The sequence below is a fragment of the Paracoccus isoporae genome (assembly GCF_900101865.1).
GTDB classification, from domain to species: domain Bacteria; phylum Pseudomonadota; class Alphaproteobacteria; order Rhodobacterales; family Rhodobacteraceae; genus Paracoccus; species Paracoccus isoporae.
This window is the reverse complement of record NZ_FNAH01000004.1, coordinates 127803-142095: the sequence shown is the minus strand read 5'-3', so window position 1 is coordinate 142095 and position 14293 is coordinate 127803. Positions and strand designations below refer to the sequence as shown.

Sequence of the window (14293 nt, the reverse complement as noted above, 5' to 3'; positions counted from 1 at the left end):
GGGCGCGGGCGGGCGCGGTTGCCGGGTATTTGGGTGAAGAAGAACGCCATGAAGCTCTATTCGATGCCGTCCTCCGGCAATTCCTACAAGCCGCGCCTGCTGCTGGCGCTGCTCGGCCGCGCGGTCGAGCTGGTCGATGTCGAGGATGGCTCGCCCGCCATCGCGCAGGCCAAGCAGGCGGGCGTCCTGCCCTTCGGCAAGGCCCCGGTGCTGGAGCTGGATGACGGCAGGCTGCTGCCCGAATCGAATGCGATCCTGGTCTATCTGGGCGAGGGCACGGCCTTCATGCCCGATGATGCCGTCACCCGCGCCGAGATGCTGGGCTGGATGTTCTGGGAACAGAACCAGCATGAAGGGGTGATCGCGGTGCGCGCCGCGCTGCGCTGTTACGAGAACCGCCGCCATCTGGCCACGCCCGAGCGGATGGCGGAACTGCTGGATCGCGGTCACGCGCTGCTGCGGAACATGGAGGCGCGTCTGTCGGGTCACGACTGGCTCGCAGGCGACGCGCCGAGCCTCGCCGATATCAGCCTTTACGCCTATACCCACACCGCGGCTGCGCGCGGCGGGTTTGACATGGACGGATTTCCGGGCATCAATGCGTGGCTGGGGCGCATCGCCGCGCTGCCGGGCTACAAGGGGCTGGACGAATGAGCTGGGATTACCTTCTGACCGCCTTCATCGTCTGCGTCGCACCGGGGATCGGCGTGGTCTATACCCTGTCGGCCACGCTGGGCGGCGGGCTGCGGGCCGGGTTCTGGGCCGCGCTTGGCTGCACCATTGCCACGGTGCTCCACATGGTCGTGGCGCTCGCGGGGCTGGCCGCCATCCTGCATTCCAGCGCGGTGCTGTTCCAGCTCATCAAGTTTGCGGGCGTGGCCTATCTCATGTGGATGGCCTGGGCGGTGCTGAAGGATCGCGGCGGGCTGTCCGTGCGCCCGGCGCAGCCCGCCGCGGCGTCCGAACTGGTGCGTCGCGGGGTGCTGCTGAACATGCTGAACCCGAAGCTGCCGCTGTTCTTCATGGCCTTCATCCCGCAATTCATGCCGGCCGGGGCCGGAACGCCGATGCTGATCCAGCTTGGCGCAGGGTTCACCGCCACCACCTTTGCGGTGTTCATGGGCTATGTGCTGCTGGCCGCCACCGGCCGGCAGCGCGTGCTGGCCAGCGAGACCGCGATGTCCTGGATGCGCCGCGTCTTTGCCGCCAGCTTCGCGGCGCTTGGCCTGAAACTCGCAACCGAGCGCGCCTGAGCGGTTTTGCTTCGCCCCGGCTTCGGCTATCACCTGCCCGATGAGCGAGTTGTTTGCATGGACCGACGGCGCCTGCAGCGGCAATCCCGGCCCCGGCGGCTGGGGGGTGCTGATGCGCGCGATGAACGGCGCCGAGATCGTCAAGGAGCGCGAACTGAAAGGCGGCGAGGCGCAGACCACCAACAACCGGATGGAGCTGATCGCCGCGATCGAGGCGCTCGAGGCGCTGAGGCGGCCCTCCGCAATCACCATCACCACCGATTCGGCCTATGTGAAAAATGGCGTGACCGGCTGGATCCACGGCTGGAAGAAGAACGGCTGGAAAACCGCCGCCCGCAAGCCGGTCAAGAATGACGATCTGTGGCAACGCCTCGACGCGGCGCAGAGCCGCCACCAGGTCCGCTGGGAATGGATCAAGGGCCATGCCGGGCACCCGGAAAACGAGCGCGCCGATGAGCTGGCGCGGGCGGGGATGAAGCCCTACAAACCGGCCAGCAAAGCCGCGACGGATTAATTGCGCCTGTGCTCCGGTCGGGCCGCGGCGCGCCTCTGGCTGCTTCGTAAAGACCGGAGCTGTCGCGTGTCTTTCCACTCAGGAACTGCCTGAGAGCCGGGGATTGACGCGCCGCCGTGCCTTCAATGTCGGGCCGTTGATACGGTCGCCGTCATTCGGCCCGCGCCGGGCTGGCGAGACACGCCAGTCTCGTGAGCGCGGCGAAAGATCACGGTTTCTGATACGAAATCACCTGTGCATTCCAGGCGTCGTTTTCCGCGATCGTCTGATCATCCGGTTCCGGCAGCGCCCCGATCCCGTCTGCGAAGGAACAGGCGTAGCGATGATTGATTTGCAGCCCGGGCGGCGCCTGCTCCGGATCGTCAAGCGTGCCGGTCGCGATCTCGACCTGATCATCGGCGAAGTTCTCGAGGCTCAGCGGCGTGCCGCAATCGGCGCAGAAGCCGCGCTTGCTGATGTTGGAGCTGGTGAAGTAGCGGGGTGTCCCCTGTGTCCATTCCAGCCCGTTGGCGACGACAAGCGCCGCGTAGAACGCGCCGAAGGCACGCTGGCACATCCGGCAATGACACACAGAGGACCGGCCGAGCGCGTCAATGCGATAGCGGATCGCACCGCACTGGCACCCTCCGGTGATTTCGGCGTCATGGCTCATCATGGAACGGTCACATAATGACGCGGGTCAGTAAAGCACCGCGCGGCGCGGCGCGTCCGGACGGCGGTTACCGGCACTTGTCAGCCTGCGGTCAGTTCTCTTTCTTCATCATCTCGGCCAGCCCGGCGAAGGGCTTGCGGGTCTCCTCCGGCCCGGGCGCGTCGTCGCCCGCGATCTCCGGCATCTCGGCGCCCGGCGCGCGGGGATGGGTCGGCAGGGCCAGCGACAGCGCCTCGATGGCGATGGCGCCGATATCGATCGTCTGGCCCAGCGGCTCGACGCTGTCATCGCCCATCTCGACCTCCTCCTCCTCAGGTGCCGCGACATGGGGCGAAAAGATCAGCGACACCGGCTCCGCGATCTCCGTCTCCACCGGCTCCAGCGTAATCACGCAGGGCTGCACGACGCGGGCCGAGAGCCTGCCGCTCAGCGCCCACTCATCCGCGCCGGACGCCCGCACGGCACCCTCGAACCGCATATCGGGCAGATCGCTCAGCCCCAGCTCCGCGGCGATGGCCCGGCGCGCCGCCGCATCGGGGGCGACGGTGAATTCATTGTCCCGGCCGGGCGATAGATGCGCCACCCGAAGCCGGTCGGAGAGGGGGGTGAAAACGGACATGATGCCTTTCCGGGGTGGTTTGCTGCCGGCCCGCCGCGATCTTCTTGAGCGGGCTGGCCGAGTTTGCTAAGCCATGCGGGCGGCGTCAACCGGGGCCGTCCATCGACGGGGAAGAACAAGATCAATGAAACTGATCCGCGGCATCGTCATCGCTCTGACTGTTACCGTCGCTGCGTGCTCCCCGATCTATCGCCATCACGGCTATGTGCCGCCCGAACAGGATCTGGCCATGGTGGTGCCGGGCCAGACCAGCCAGTTCGAGCTGGAGGGGCTGATCGGGCGGCCCACCTCGATGGGGCTGCTGGAGGGATCGGGCTGGTATTACGTGGGCTCGCGCTGGCGTCATTACGGGCTGCGCCGCCCCGAGGAGATCCAGCGGCAGGTGGTTGCGATCAACTTCGCCCCGGACGGCACGGTGTCCAATGTCGAACGCTTCGGCCTTGAGGACGGGCGGGTGGTGGTGCTGTCGCGCCGGGTGACCGATTCGGGCGTGACCTCGATCAGCCTGGTGCGCCAGCTCCTGGGCAATCTGGGCAATTTCAACGCCTCCGACTTTATCGATTGACGCGCGCCCTGTCCGCGCAGGCCGCGGGGGCAGGCGCCAGAGTGACCGGGGAACAGGACCATGCCAGACCGCCGGGAATTGCCCCGCAGCCATGAGCCCGAGGGCGAGGCTTCGCTGAAGATCTCGCGCCGGCCGGTGCCGGTGCCGACGATCCTGACCACCTTCGCGGTGGCGCTGACCCTGCTTCTGGCGTGGAAACTCTCCTTCATGCTGCTGATGGGCTTCGCCGCCATCCTGCTGGGCATCGCGTTTCGCAAGACCGCGAATTACCTGTCCCGCTTCACCGGGCTGTCGCCCACCGTCTCGGTGTTCATCGTGCTGGCCGCGGCGGTGCTGGCGGGGCTGCTGCTGGTGATGATGGCCGGGCCGCAGGTCACCCAGCAGATGCGCCAGCTGATCGCGGCCATCCCGCAGGCCTGGCAACAGGTGATGGACTGGCTCAACAGCTCGGCCATCGGGAATTTCCTGCTCGAACGCGCGCAGGACAGCGGCCAGCAGGGCGGCGAGGCCGCGTCGGGCGGATCGGGCGGCGGCGGCGGCGGCGGCGGCGCGATGGGCCCCTTCGCCGGTTCGGTGATGAGCGTGTTCGGCGTGCTGCGCGGCACGGTGAACGCGGTGATCGGCGGCATCGCCAATCTGGTGCTGATTGTGACCGTGTCGATCTTCCTCGCGCTCAATCCCGGCCCTTATGTGCAAGGCGTGCTCAGGCTGGTGCCCATGGATCACCGCGACGAGGCCGCCAGCATCCTGCGCGAGATCGGCGACAAGCTGTGGAGCTGGCTGGCCGGGCAATCGCTCGACATGCTGATCGTGGCGATCCTGACCGGCGGCGGGCTGTGGCTGCTGGATATTCCGCTGGCCCTCGTGCTGGGCATCATCGCCGGGCTGACCAACGCCATCCCCTTCATCGGCCCGTTCATCTCCGGCGTGCCGGCGGTGCTGTTCTCGCTGACCCAGGGCCCGCAGGACGCGCTCTATGTGCTGCTCCTTTTCGTGGCGGTCCAGCAGCTCGAGGGCAATGTCATCATGCCGCTGATCCAGCGTCACGCGGCGGGTCTGCCGCCGGTGATGACCATCTTCGGGGTGATCGGCTTCGGCGTGCTGTTCGGCCTGCCGGGCATCCTTGTCGCGGCGCCCTTGATGGTGGTCGCGATGGTGCTGGTCCAGCGGCTCTATATCGAGGGGGTGCTGGGCGACGATCTGCCCGATCACGTCCCCTCGGACGAGGACAAGCCACGAGGCGAGTCGGGCTGACCCCCGCCGCCGCGCCCCCGCTACCGCGTCATGGGGGACGGGGACGGTGGCCCGGATGCTGTCGCGGTTGCTGCGTCCCGCCACGCGCGGCGCGGCTCAGCTCAGCGCCGTCTCTGGCGCCGGCGCCCCGGCTGCGGGCAGCCCCCGCTCAGCCCTCCTGCGCCGGGACGAACTCGATCGCGACGCCGTTGATGCAATAGCGCAACCCGGTCGGCGGCGGGCCGTCGGGAAAGACGTGACCCAGATGGGCGTCGCAATTATGGCAGCGCACCTCGGTGCGGACCATGCCGTGAGTGGTGTCGTGATGTTCGTCGATCTCGCCGCCCGGCGCGGAAAAGCTGGGCCAGCCGCAATGGCTCTCGAACTTCGCATCCTGCTCGAACAGCGGCGCCCCGCAGCAGATACAGGCGAAATGGCCGGCCTCCTTCGGAAAACCCGGATGCGAGAAGGGGCGCTCCGTGCCCGCCTGCCTTGTCACGTAATATTCCTCGTCGCTCAGCTGCGCGCGCCACTCGGCATCGCTCTTGGTCACCTGGGCCATGACAATCTCCTGTTGCGCCATCGTTACATGATGGGAATATGTCTCGTGCCATCATGTAGGTGGTCGCTGGCGCGAGGATAAGGGCATGTTGCTGATCAAGGGCCGTTTCCGGGTCCGCCTGGCCGACACCGCCGAGGATCTGCGCGCCGCGCAGCGCCTGCGCTGGCTGGCCTTCATCGGCAAGCGCGGCCGCGCGGCCGATGACGGCGCGGCGATCGACGCAGATGCCTTCGATGCGCAATGCCAGCATGTGCTGATCGAGGATCAGCGCAGCGGCCAGTTGCTGGCCACCTTCCGCTTCATGGCGCTCGACAGCGGGGCAGAGATCGGGCGCAGCTATTCCGCCAGCCATTACGATCTGGCCCGGCTGCGCGACTTCGACGGCCCGATGGTCGAGATGGGGCGGTTCTGCATCCATCCCGAACATGCCGATCCCGACATCCTGCGCGTCGCCTGGGGGGCGATGACGCGCTTTGTCGATGATCACGGCATCCAGCTTCTGTTCGGCTGCTCCTCCTTCATGGGCACCGATACGCAGGGCTATGCCGACACCTTTGCGCTGCTGAAGGAGCGTCACTTGGCCCCGCGCCGCTGGCTGCCGCGCGTCAAGGCGCCCAAGGTGTTCCGCTTCGCCCGCGCGCTCCGGCTGAAGAAACCCGATCCGCGGCTGGCCCAGGCCGGTCTGCCGCCGCTTCTGCGCAGCTACCTGATGATGGGCGGCTGGGTCAGCGATCATGCGGTGGTGGACGACCAGCTCGGCACGCTGCATGTGTTCACCGGGCTGGAAATCGCCGCCATCCCGCCCGCGCGGCAGCGGCTCCTGCGCGGCGTCGCTGGGTAAAATCGCATCGCTGAAAGGCATCTGCCGGCCATGAGAAAAGGGGCGGTCGCCCGCCCCCGCCTGCCGCGCCGTCCGTGGCGATCAGAACCCGAAATTCAGCGTCCGCACGATGCCCAGCCGGACCGAGGGCTGGTTTTCGTCCAGCACGATCGGGCTGTCGGCCGCATCGCCGATCACGCGCGAGAACTTCACCTCGCCCATCACCGCGGTGTTCGGGCTCAGATCATAGCGCGCCTCCAGCGTCGCCGCGGCCGAGTTGATGCCGCCGCCTGGCGCATAGGGGCCGTAGGCGGTCCGCGCCGCCTCGTCCGGGGTCACGCCGAAATAGGTCTGGTTGTAGTCGTCATTGCCGTAGCCCGCTTCCAGCCCCGCCCACATGGTCAGCCGGTCGCTGTAATCGATCCGGTATTCGGCCCCGAACTCGCCAGTGATCCCGTCATGCCCGCCGAACCCCTTGCGCGCGGTGACGAAGGCGCGGGTCGGCCCGGTGCGATAGGTCGCCTTGACGCCGAATTCCAGCGTCCGGTCCACCTCGTCCAGCCCGGCCAGCCGGCTGTCATCGTCGCTGTCGCGCTTGCCCAGATAGTTGAAGCTGGGGGTGATCGAGAACCCGTCGCCCGGACCGCTGCGCGTGCCGTTCAGCTCCAGATTGCGGAAGATCAGCCACGGCACCGTCTCATGCTCGTCCGAGCCGGGATAAGTCGGCTTGTAGGCCGCCCCCGCGCCCACGTCGAGCGAGATGGATTGCGGCGGATTGATGACGGTTTCCTGCGCCAGTGCCGGGGCGGCAAAAGCGGTGGCGGCGATCAGCGGAAACAGGATTCTCATGAACTCACCCGGCAGAAGATGATGATGTGGCGACCTGACCAGAACTGCCCCCCGCGGGCGCGGAAATCAAGTCACGGAAAGTTAACCGCGCCGCGCGATCAAGGTTCCGTGACATCGTGACAACAGATCGGGGCCGACGCGCCGCTCGGCGGGGGCGGAGTACACAGCCCGCGCCGCGGCGGGGCGACGCGATTCAGCCGCGTTCGGCCCGCTCCAGCCGCTCCATCGCGGTCATCCAGATCGCCTCGGCCCGTGTCATCGCCTCGCTGGCCTCGGCATGCTTGCGGCCCCATTTCTCGACCTCGGCGGCGTCGTCATAGATGCCGGGATCGGCCATCTTCCCGCCGATCTTGTCCAGCATCTCGGTCAGCTTCTCGACCCGCGCCTCGGCCTTGCGCGCCTCGGCCCGCAATTCCAGGATTTCGTCTCGGCTCGCCCGTTTCGGCTTCGGCGCCGGGCTGGCCTTCGCGGGCTTCTCCTCGGGGGTCTGCAACAGCATGGCGCGGTAATCGTCCAGATCGCCCTGCCACGGCGCGACCCCGCCCTGATCGACCAGCCACAGCCTGTCCGCCACAAGCGACAGAAGATGCATGTCATGGCTGACCAGCACCACCGCGCCGGTATAGTCGTTCAGCGCCTCGGTCAGCGCCTCGCGGCTTTCGATGTCCAGATGGTTCGTCGGCTCGTCCAGCACCAGCAGATGCGGCGCGTCGATCGTGGCGATCAGCAGCGACAGCCGCGCCTTCTGCCCGCCCGACAACTGGCCGACCCGCGTCTCGGCCTGCGCCTCCATCAGCCCGAACCCGGCCAGCCGCGCCCGCAGCTTCGACGGGGCCTCATCAGGCCGCAGCCGCCGGACATGATCCAGCGGCGTCTCGCCCAGCTCCAGCTCATCGACCTGATGCTGCGCGAAATACCCGACCCGCAGCTTGCCCGACCGGGTGATCTGCCCCTCCATCGGCGCCAGCCGTTCGGCCAGAAGTTTCGACAGGGTGGATTTGCCCTGACCGTTTCGCCCCAGAAGCGCGATCCGGTCGTCCTGATCGATGCGCAGATCCAGCCGCCGCAGCACCCGCCGCTCGCCATAGCCGACACTGACCCCCTCCATGGCGATGATCGGCGGGGAAAGCTGCTCCGGCGCGGGAAAGCTGAAGCGGTGGAACTTGGCCTCCTCCGGCGCGGTGATCGGCTCCATCTTCGCGATCATCTTGATGCGCGCCTGCGCCTGCTTGGCCTTGGTGGCCTTGGCGCGGAACCGGTCCACGAAGCTTTGCAGATGCGCCCGCCGCGCCTCCTGCTTCTTGGCCTCCGACGCCATCAGCGCGCGTTTCTCGGCGCGCAGCTTGGCGAACTGGTCATACCCGCCGGTATAGAGCGTCAGCTTGCGATCCTCGACATGCAGGATATGGCCCACCGCGCGGTTCAGCAGGCCCCGGTCATGGCTGATGACGATGACCGTATAGGGATAGCGCGCCAGATAGCTCTCCAGCCACAGCGCGCCTTCCAGATCCAGATAGTTGGTCGGCTCGTCCAGCAGCAGCAGGTCGGGCTGCGCGAACAGCACGCCCGCCAGCGCGATGCGCATCCGCCAGCCGCCCGAGAAATCGGCGCTTGGCCGCTGCTGATCGGCGTCGGAGAACCCCAGACCTTTCAGGATGGTCGCGGCCCGCGCCTCGGCCGACCAGGCGTCGATATCGGCCAGCCGTGTCTGGATCTCGGCGATGCGTGCGGCGTCGCTGGCCGCCTCGGCCTCCCGCATCAGCCCGGCGCGCTCCGTATCCGCGTCCAGCACCGTGTCCAGCACGCTGCGCGCGGTGCCGGGCGCTTCCTGCGCCACCCCGCCGATCCGGGCGCGGGCGGGCAGGGCGATCTGGCCGCCATCAAGGGAAAGCTCGCCCCGGATCAGCCGGAACAGCGTCGTCTTGCCCGCCCCGTTGGGTCCGACCAGCCCGACCTTGTGGCCGTCCGGCACCACCGCGCCCGCATGTTCGAACAGCGGCCGCCCGGCGATGGAATAGGAGATGTCTTCGATCCGCAGCATGGCGCACGCCATGACCCAGCAAGCCAGTTGCGTCAATACGCCTCGGCACATATCAATTGGCAGTTGAACAGACCGGAGTGATCGTGGCCCCATGACCGAACTCGGCAAGACCGGCCATACATGCCGTTTCCTCATCGTCGCCCAACCGCGCAGCGGCTCCTATCATCTGGCCTCGCTGCTGGACAGCGCGCCGGACGTGACCTGCCTGGGAGAGATCTTCAAACCCGACCGGGTCGAGCTTCCGGCCCCGCTGGCCGAACAGATCGGGTTCGGACCCGCCGACACGGCGCGGCGCGACGCGGATGTGCGCGCCTATCTGGGCCGGATCCTGGAGGCCATCGAGACGCCGGTGGTGGGGTTCAAGGAATTTCCCGCCCGGCTGGTGCAGTCGGGGATCGGCCCCGACACGCTGCGCGCCCGGCGCTGGCAGAAGATCTTCCTGACCCGCAACCCGCTGCGCAAATATGTCTCGCTCCAGCGGGCGCGCGAGACCGGCAGCTTCACCAAGCGCCGCGATGGCGACCGGCCGCAGGACAACCGCCCGATCCGCTTCGATCCCGCGCAGTTCGAGACGGTGCTGCAGGCCGACCGGCATTTCACCGAGATGCTGACGACCATGCGCGCCCGCCGCCCGCTGCGCGTGACCTCGGTGGATTACCGCGCGCTCGGCGACCGGGCGGAGATGGCGCGGCTTCTCGGCTTCATCCGCTCCGAGGCCGACCCGGCCGATCTGGCCAGCAGCTATTTCCGCCAGAACACCGTCCCGCTGGAAGACAGCGTCGAGGATTTCGGGGTGATGGTGACCTACCTGCGCGAGAACGGCCACGCCGCGCTGCTGGATGACGCGCTCCACCCCGACGCCTGAGACCGCCTGTGCGTGGCGGGGCGCGGGCCATGTTGCGCGTGCGCAGAACGGTGCACGAACGGTGTACACCCGGTGCACAGGTTGTGCACGCCCCGTGCCCTCTCCTTGAGGGCCCCGAAAGGCGCGCCGCAAACCGCCCTGCGGACCGCCGCGCGGGATCGCAATCACGGGTTTTCAACCCGCTATCGCCATGCTAGGTGCCGCCCAGAATTGACGCGCGGCCGCGCCGCGCCCATCCTGACGGAGTTATCCAAATGGCTACCGAGCTGACGCTCTCGATCATCAAACCCGACGCCACCAAGCGCAACCTGACCGGCAAGATCATCTCGAAATTCGAGGAAGCCGGGCTGCGCGTCGTCGCCTCCAAGCGCATCCATCTTTCGCCTGCACAGGCTGGCGCGTTCTACGCCGAACACAGCGAGCGCCCGTTCTATGCCGAGCTGTGCGAGTTCATGTCGTCGGAGCCGGTCGTGGTGCAGGTTCTGGCCGGTGAAAACGCCATCGCCAAGAACCGCGAAGTGATGGGCGCGACCGACCCGGCGGAAGCCGCCGAAGGCACGATCCGCAAGGAATTCGCGCTGTCCAAGGGCGAAAACTCGGCCCACGGCTCCGACAGCCCGGAATCGGCGGCACGCGAAATCGCCTTCTTCTTCTCCGGCCTCGAACTGGTCGGCTGATCCTGCATCGCAGGTCTTGTGCGGGGCGCGGACCGTCAGGGTTCGCGCCCCTTTCTGTTGCCGCCCCTCGCCCGCCGCGCTAGGACGGGGAAACCATCAACCGAGGGGCATCATCATGCGCGCATTCGTATTTCCCGGACAGGGTGCTCAGAGCATCGGCATGGGCCGCGAACTGGCCGAGACCTATCCCGCCGCGATGGACGTGTTCCGCGAGGTCGATGAGGCGCTTGGCGAGGATCTGTCCCGGCTGATCTGGGACGGCGAGGCCGACGAGCTGACCCTGACCCGCAATGCGCAACCGGCCCTGATGGCAACCAGCATGGCCGCATTCCGCGCACTGGAGAGCGAGGGCATCAACATCGCCCAGGCCGATTACGTCGCGGGCCATTCGCTGGGCGAATATTCCGCGCTCTGCGCCGCCGGCGCGCTGAGCCTGGCCGATACCGCGCGGCTGCTGCGGCTGCGCGGGCAGGCTATGCAGGACGCCGTGCCGGTGGGTGTGGGCGCGATGGCCGCCATTCTCGGGCTGGATTTCGCCGCGGTGGACGAGATCGCGCGCGAAGCGGCGGGCGATGAAGTATGCCAGGCCGCGAATGACAATGACCCGGCGCAGGTGGTGATCTCGGGCCACAAGGACGCGGTGGAGCGCGCCACCGTGCTGGCCAAGGAGCGTGGCGCCAAGCGGGCGCTGATGCTGCCGGTCTCGGCGCCGTTTCACTGCGTGCTGATGCAGCCCGCCGCCGCCGCCATGGCCGATGCGCTGGCGGCGATCGACATCCAGCCCCCCGCCGTGCCGGTGATCGCCAATGTCCGCGCCGAGCCGGTGATCGAACCCGGCGCGATCCGCCGCCTGCTGGTGGAACAGGTCACGGGTTCCGTCCGCTGGCGTGAATCCATCGAGTTCCTGTCGGGCGCGGGCGTCACAGAGTTCTGGGAAATCGGCGCCGGCAAGGCGCTCTCGGGCATGATCAAGCGCATCGCCAAGGGTGCCGAGACCCGCGCCGTGGGCACCCCCGCCGATATCGCCGCGCTGAAGGACGCTTGATGCGGCCGATCGGCATTCTCGGCGGCATGTCCTGGGTCTCCACCGCCCATTACTATGCCACGCTGAACCGGATGGCGGCCGATCGGCTGGGTGGTCTGCACTCCGCACCGCTGCTGCTGCACTCCTTCGATTTCGCCCAGATCGCCGCGCGTCAGGAGGCAGGCGATTGGGACGGGCTGGGAGAGATGCTGGCCGAGGCCGCGCAACGGCTGGAGGGGGCGGGGGCCGGGGTCATGCTGATCGCCGCCAACACCATGCATCTGGTTGCGGCCCCTGTGGCCGCTGCCATCGCGGCCCCGCTGGTGCATATCGCCGACGCCACGGCCGATGCGATCAGCGCCGCCGGGTTGCGCCGTCCGGGGCTGATCGGGACGGCGTATACGATGGAAAAACGCTTCTATCTGGACCGGCTGGAGGCCGCCGGGCTGTCCCCGGTGCTGCCCGACGCCGCCACCCGCGGCGAGATCCACCGCATCATCTTCGACGAGCTGGTGCGCGACGATGTGCGCGAAGACAGCCGTCGCACCTATGAGGCCGCGGCGGCCGATCTGGTCGCGGCCGGGGCGGATTGCGTCATTCTGGGCTGCACGGAGGTCGGGCTGCTGCTGAATGCCGACAATGTGCCAGCCCCGGTCTTCGACACGGTCGAGATCCATTGCCGGGCGGCGATCGAGGCCGCCTCATTCGAGACAGGAGAGACTTATGTTTGATCTGACGGGAAAACGCGCGCTCATCACCGGCGCGTCGGGCGGGATTGGCGGCGCGGTGGCCGAGGCGCTGCACGCAGCCGGGGCCACCGTTGCGCTGTCGGGCACGCGCGAGGCGCCGCTGAACGACCTCGCCGGGCGTCTGGGTGAGCGCGCCCATGTCGTGACCGCCAATCTCGGCGATGCGGAGGCGGTCGAGGCGCTCCCCAAGGCCGCGACCGAGGCGATGGGGGGAATTGATATTCTGGTAAACAATGCCGGCATCACCCGCGACAACATCTTCATGCGCATGTCTGACGAGGAATGGGCGCAGGTCATCGACGTGAACCTGACCTCCAGCTTCCGGCTGTGCCGGGCGGTGCTGCGCGGCATGATGAAGGCGCGTTGGGGCCGGATCGTGAACATCACCAGCGTCGTCGGCACCACCGGCAATCCGGGGCAGGGGAACTACGCCGCCGCGAAGGCCGGTCTGGTGGGGATGTCGAAATCGCTGGCCTATGAGGTGGCGAGCCGCAACATCACCGTCAACTGCATCGCGCCGGGATTTATCGCGACCGCGATGACCGACAAGCTGAACGACGACCAGAAGGGCAAGATCCTGACACAGATTCCCGCCGGGTCAATGGGATCGCCCGACGATATCGCCGCCGCGGCGCTGTATCTTTCCAGCCCGGAGGCGGGCTATGTCACCGGCGCCACGCTGCATGTGAATGGCGGAATGGCGATGATCTGAGCGCCGCAAGGCGCCCCGCGGCGCCGCGCGGCGCGGCCCGATCGGACCTGTCCTTTCAGGCAGGTTTCCGCGCGGATCGCGGCGGAAAATCGGGCAAAAGCGGTTGCATGGACCCAAGTGGCTGCTATATCCCGATTTGAGGCCATGGGGGACACCCCGGCATCGCGGCATGGCCGCAACCATTGGGCAGATGCCCGCGAACATGAGGAACAGACATGAGCGATATTGCTGATCGCGTTAAGAAAATCGTCGTCGAGCATCTCGGCGTGGATGAAGACAAGGTCGTCGAATCGGCCTCGTTCATCGACGATCTGGGTGCGGACAGCCTCGACACCGTCGAGCTGGTCATGGCGTTCGAAGAAGAATTCGGCATCGAGATCCCGGATGACGCCGCCGAGACCATCCAGACCTTCGGCGACGCCGTGAATTTCATCAAGGGCGCGGTCTGATCCGTCCCTGACAGTCACCGACTGCGAAACGGCGTCCCGCGGGGCGCCGTTTTTCGTGGCGGTGGATGGATGTGAATCGGTCGCCCGGTCAGCCGCCATAGCTGCGCGACGCACCGCCGCGCGCGGTGGACGACGCGCCGAACCCGCCCCGCTGGCGGACCTGTGCGGCACTCATCGGGGCCTTGCCGATGGTCGCAGGGGCCTTGGTGAAGGCCGATCCGGCCACCCGCCCGGTGCCGCGATTGGTCGCGAAGCTCTGCTTGCCGTCGGGCGTGGCAAACCCGCCCTGCGCGGTGCGCACCATGGGCTGCGACATCACCCCGCGATTGCCACCCAGCATCGAGCCGAGCATATAGCCCATGAACAGCGGCATGAAGATCGACCCGCCGCCGGACTGGTTCTGCGCCGCCGGGTCGCCCTCGCAATTCCCTGCGCCGTGTTCCTGTTCGCACAGCTCCTTGGATTCGTAGCGCGGCGCGGTTTCCAGATGCGTCTGCTGGGCCTGCGCGAACTGGGTCTCGCAATCCTCCACCGTGAAGAAGAGCGAGCCGTTCTGCGCCTCGGCCACGCAGCTTTGCAGGTCGGGGAAGGCGGCGGCGTCGGTCTTTTCCTCTTCGCAGGCGGCGAGGCCCAGAACGGCGCTGCCGGCCAGCATCAGCGCCACGCGGCGCGAGCGTTTGCGGATGGGGGTGCGAAGCGGTGCGGTCAT

The 14293-nt window shown here is 67.6% G+C and carries 18 protein-coding genes; 12 read left to right on the top strand and 6 right to left on the bottom strand.

Translation table 11 applies throughout. From position 1 onward, the window contains the following. Positions 1 to 48: 48 nt before the first annotated feature. Genes BLT73_RS08580 through rnhA form a run of 3 tightly spaced genes read left to right on the top strand, consistent with a single transcriptional unit; the run spans position 49 to position 1767 of the window. Positions 49 to 654 carry a glutathione S-transferase family protein gene (locus tag BLT73_RS08580; protein WP_090523122.1) on the top strand — a complete coding sequence of 202 codons (606 nt, stop codon included), beginning with the start codon at positions 49 to 51 and terminating at the stop codon, positions 652 to 654. Beyond that, positions 651 to 1253 (top strand): LysE family translocator, encoded by a 603-nt coding sequence (locus BLT73_RS08575; protein WP_090522857.1) that lies wholly within the window; start codon positions 651 to 653, stop codon positions 1251 to 1253. The genes BLT73_RS08580 and BLT73_RS08575 overlap by 4 nt, the downstream gene beginning before the upstream one ends. A 40-nt stretch (positions 1254 to 1293) precedes the next feature. Then, entirely contained in the window at positions 1294 to 1767 is a 474-nt protein-coding gene (gene rnhA, locus BLT73_RS08570) for a ribonuclease HI (RefSeq protein ID WP_090522855.1), read from the top strand. A 208-nt stretch (positions 1768 to 1975) separates the two neighbouring features. Here the strand turns inward: rnhA and BLT73_RS08565 are convergent, their stop codons facing one another. Next, positions 1976 to 2422, bottom strand: coding sequence for a GFA family protein (locus tag BLT73_RS08565; RefSeq protein WP_245727194.1), 447 nt, complete (start codon positions 2420 to 2422; stop codon positions 1976 to 1978). An 88-nt stretch (positions 2423 to 2510) separates the two neighbouring features. Then, positions 2511 to 3038: a YceD family protein gene (locus BLT73_RS08560; RefSeq protein WP_090522852.1), complete on the bottom strand. Its 528-nt coding sequence runs from the start codon at positions 3036 to 3038 to the stop codon at positions 2511 to 2513. A 124-nt stretch (positions 3039 to 3162) separates the two neighbouring features. Here BLT73_RS08560 and BLT73_RS08555 point away from each other — a divergent pair, with 124 nt between their 5' ends. Then, positions 3163 to 3603: an outer membrane protein assembly factor BamE gene (locus BLT73_RS08555; RefSeq protein WP_090522850.1), complete on the top strand. Its 441-nt coding sequence runs from the start codon at positions 3163 to 3165 to the stop codon at positions 3601 to 3603. 60 nt (positions 3604 to 3663) lie between these two features. Continuing rightward, entirely contained in the window at positions 3664 to 4857 is a 1194-nt protein-coding gene (locus tag BLT73_RS08550; RefSeq protein WP_090522848.1) for an AI-2E family transporter, read from the top strand. A 148-nt stretch (positions 4858 to 5005) separates the two neighbouring features. Here BLT73_RS08550 and msrB read toward each other — a convergent pair whose 3' ends face one another. Next, positions 5006 to 5398 carry a peptide-methionine (R)-S-oxide reductase MsrB gene (gene msrB / locus BLT73_RS08545; RefSeq protein WP_090523119.1) on the bottom strand — a complete coding sequence of 131 codons (393 nt, stop codon included), beginning with the start codon at positions 5396 to 5398 and terminating at the stop codon, positions 5006 to 5008. Positions 5399 to 5483: 85 nt separating this feature from the next. Between msrB and BLT73_RS08540 the strand changes: the two genes are divergently transcribed. Then, positions 5484 to 6239: a GNAT family N-acetyltransferase gene (locus tag BLT73_RS08540; RefSeq protein WP_090522846.1), complete on the top strand. Its 756-nt coding sequence runs from the start codon at positions 5484 to 5486 to the stop codon at positions 6237 to 6239. 81 nt (positions 6240 to 6320) lie between these two features. Here BLT73_RS08540 and BLT73_RS08535 read toward each other — a convergent pair whose 3' ends face one another. Next, entirely contained in the window at positions 6321 to 7067 is a 747-nt protein-coding gene (locus BLT73_RS08535) for a MipA/OmpV family protein (protein ID WP_090522843.1), read from the bottom strand. Between the two features lie 193 nt (positions 7068 to 7260). Then, positions 7261 to 9108, bottom strand: coding sequence for an ABC-F family ATP-binding cassette domain-containing protein (locus BLT73_RS08530; protein WP_090522841.1), 1848 nt, complete (start codon positions 9106 to 9108; stop codon positions 7261 to 7263). A gap of 91 nt (positions 9109 to 9199) precedes the next feature. Between BLT73_RS08530 and BLT73_RS08525 the strand changes: the two genes are divergently transcribed. From BLT73_RS08525 to BLT73_RS08500, 6 genes are all read left to right on the top strand, one after another. Next, complete coding sequence (locus BLT73_RS08525) at positions 9200 to 9973, top strand: hypothetical protein (RefSeq protein ID WP_090522839.1); 774 nt, start codon at positions 9200 to 9202, stop codon at positions 9971 to 9973. A 254-nt stretch (positions 9974 to 10227) separates the two neighbouring features. Further along, positions 10228 to 10650, top strand: coding sequence for a nucleoside-diphosphate kinase (gene ndk, locus BLT73_RS08520; RefSeq protein WP_090522837.1), 423 nt, complete (start codon positions 10228 to 10230; stop codon positions 10648 to 10650). Positions 10651 to 10765: 115 nt separating this feature from the next. Further along, positions 10766 to 11695: an ACP S-malonyltransferase gene (gene fabD / locus BLT73_RS08515; protein WP_090522835.1), complete on the top strand. Its 930-nt coding sequence runs from the start codon at positions 10766 to 10768 to the stop codon at positions 11693 to 11695. After that, a complete protein-coding gene (locus tag BLT73_RS08510; protein ID WP_090522833.1) occupies positions 11695 to 12405 on the top strand; it encodes an aspartate/glutamate racemase family protein in 711 nt (236 codons plus the stop codon). The genes fabD and BLT73_RS08510 overlap by 1 nt, the downstream gene beginning before the upstream one ends. Continuing rightward, complete coding sequence (fabG, locus tag BLT73_RS08505; protein WP_090522831.1) at positions 12398 to 13135, top strand: 3-oxoacyl-ACP reductase FabG; 738 nt, start codon at positions 12398 to 12400, stop codon at positions 13133 to 13135. The genes BLT73_RS08510 and fabG overlap by 8 nt, the downstream gene beginning before the upstream one ends. A 215-nt stretch (positions 13136 to 13350) precedes the next feature. Next, positions 13351 to 13584, top strand: a complete 234-nt coding sequence (locus tag BLT73_RS08500; protein ID WP_090522829.1) for an acyl carrier protein — start codon at positions 13351 to 13353, stop codon at positions 13582 to 13584. An 88-nt stretch (positions 13585 to 13672) separates the two neighbouring features. Here the strand turns inward: BLT73_RS08500 and BLT73_RS08495 are convergent, their stop codons facing one another. Beyond that, a complete protein-coding gene (locus tag BLT73_RS08495) occupies positions 13673 to 14293 on the bottom strand; it encodes a DUF1190 domain-containing protein (protein WP_090522827.1) in 621 nt (206 codons plus the stop codon).

Coding starts and splice junctions, on each gene's coding strand:
- msrB (WP_090523119.1), bottom strand. CDS start 5,398: ATGGCCCAGGTGACCAAGAGCGATGCCGAGTGGCGCGCGCAGCTGAGC.
- fabG (WP_090522831.1), top strand. CDS start 12,398: ATGTTTGATCTGACGGGAAAACGCGCGCTCATCACCGGCGCGTCGGGC.
- BLT73_RS08530 (WP_090522841.1), bottom strand. CDS start 9,108: ATGCTGCGGATCGAAGACATCTCCTATTCCATCGCCGGGCGGCCGCTG.
- BLT73_RS08535 (WP_090522843.1), bottom strand. CDS start 7,067: ATGAGAATCCTGTTTCCGCTGATCGCCGCCACCGCTTTTGCCGCCCCG.
- BLT73_RS08565 (WP_245727194.1), bottom strand. CDS start 2,422: ATGATGAGCCATGACGCCGAAATCACCGGAGGGTGCCAGTGCGGTGCG.
- BLT73_RS08495 (WP_090522827.1), bottom strand. CDS start 14,293: ATGACCGCACCGCTTCGCACCCCCATCCGCAAACGCTCGCGCCGCGTG.
- BLT73_RS08540 (WP_090522846.1), top strand. CDS start 5,484: ATGTTGCTGATCAAGGGCCGTTTCCGGGTCCGCCTGGCCGACACCGCC.
- BLT73_RS08500 (WP_090522829.1), top strand. CDS start 13,351: ATGAGCGATATTGCTGATCGCGTTAAGAAAATCGTCGTCGAGCATCTC.
- fabD (WP_090522835.1), top strand. CDS start 10,766: ATGCGCGCATTCGTATTTCCCGGACAGGGTGCTCAGAGCATCGGCATG.
- BLT73_RS08555 (WP_090522850.1), top strand. CDS start 3,163: ATGAAACTGATCCGCGGCATCGTCATCGCTCTGACTGTTACCGTCGCT.
- ndk (WP_090522837.1), top strand. CDS start 10,228: ATGGCTACCGAGCTGACGCTCTCGATCATCAAACCCGACGCCACCAAG.
- BLT73_RS08550 (WP_090522848.1), top strand. CDS start 3,664: ATGCCAGACCGCCGGGAATTGCCCCGCAGCCATGAGCCCGAGGGCGAG.
- BLT73_RS08560 (WP_090522852.1), bottom strand. CDS start 3,038: ATGTCCGTTTTCACCCCCCTCTCCGACCGGCTTCGGGTGGCGCATCTA.
- BLT73_RS08580 (WP_090523122.1), top strand. CDS start 49: ATGAAGCTCTATTCGATGCCGTCCTCCGGCAATTCCTACAAGCCGCGC.
- BLT73_RS08525 (WP_090522839.1), top strand. CDS start 9,200: ATGACCGAACTCGGCAAGACCGGCCATACATGCCGTTTCCTCATCGTC.
- rnhA (WP_090522855.1), top strand. CDS start 1,294: ATGAGCGAGTTGTTTGCATGGACCGACGGCGCCTGCAGCGGCAATCCC.
- BLT73_RS08575 (WP_090522857.1), top strand. CDS start 651: ATGAGCTGGGATTACCTTCTGACCGCCTTCATCGTCTGCGTCGCACCG.
- BLT73_RS08510 (WP_090522833.1), top strand. CDS start 11,695: ATGCGGCCGATCGGCATTCTCGGCGGCATGTCCTGGGTCTCCACCGCC.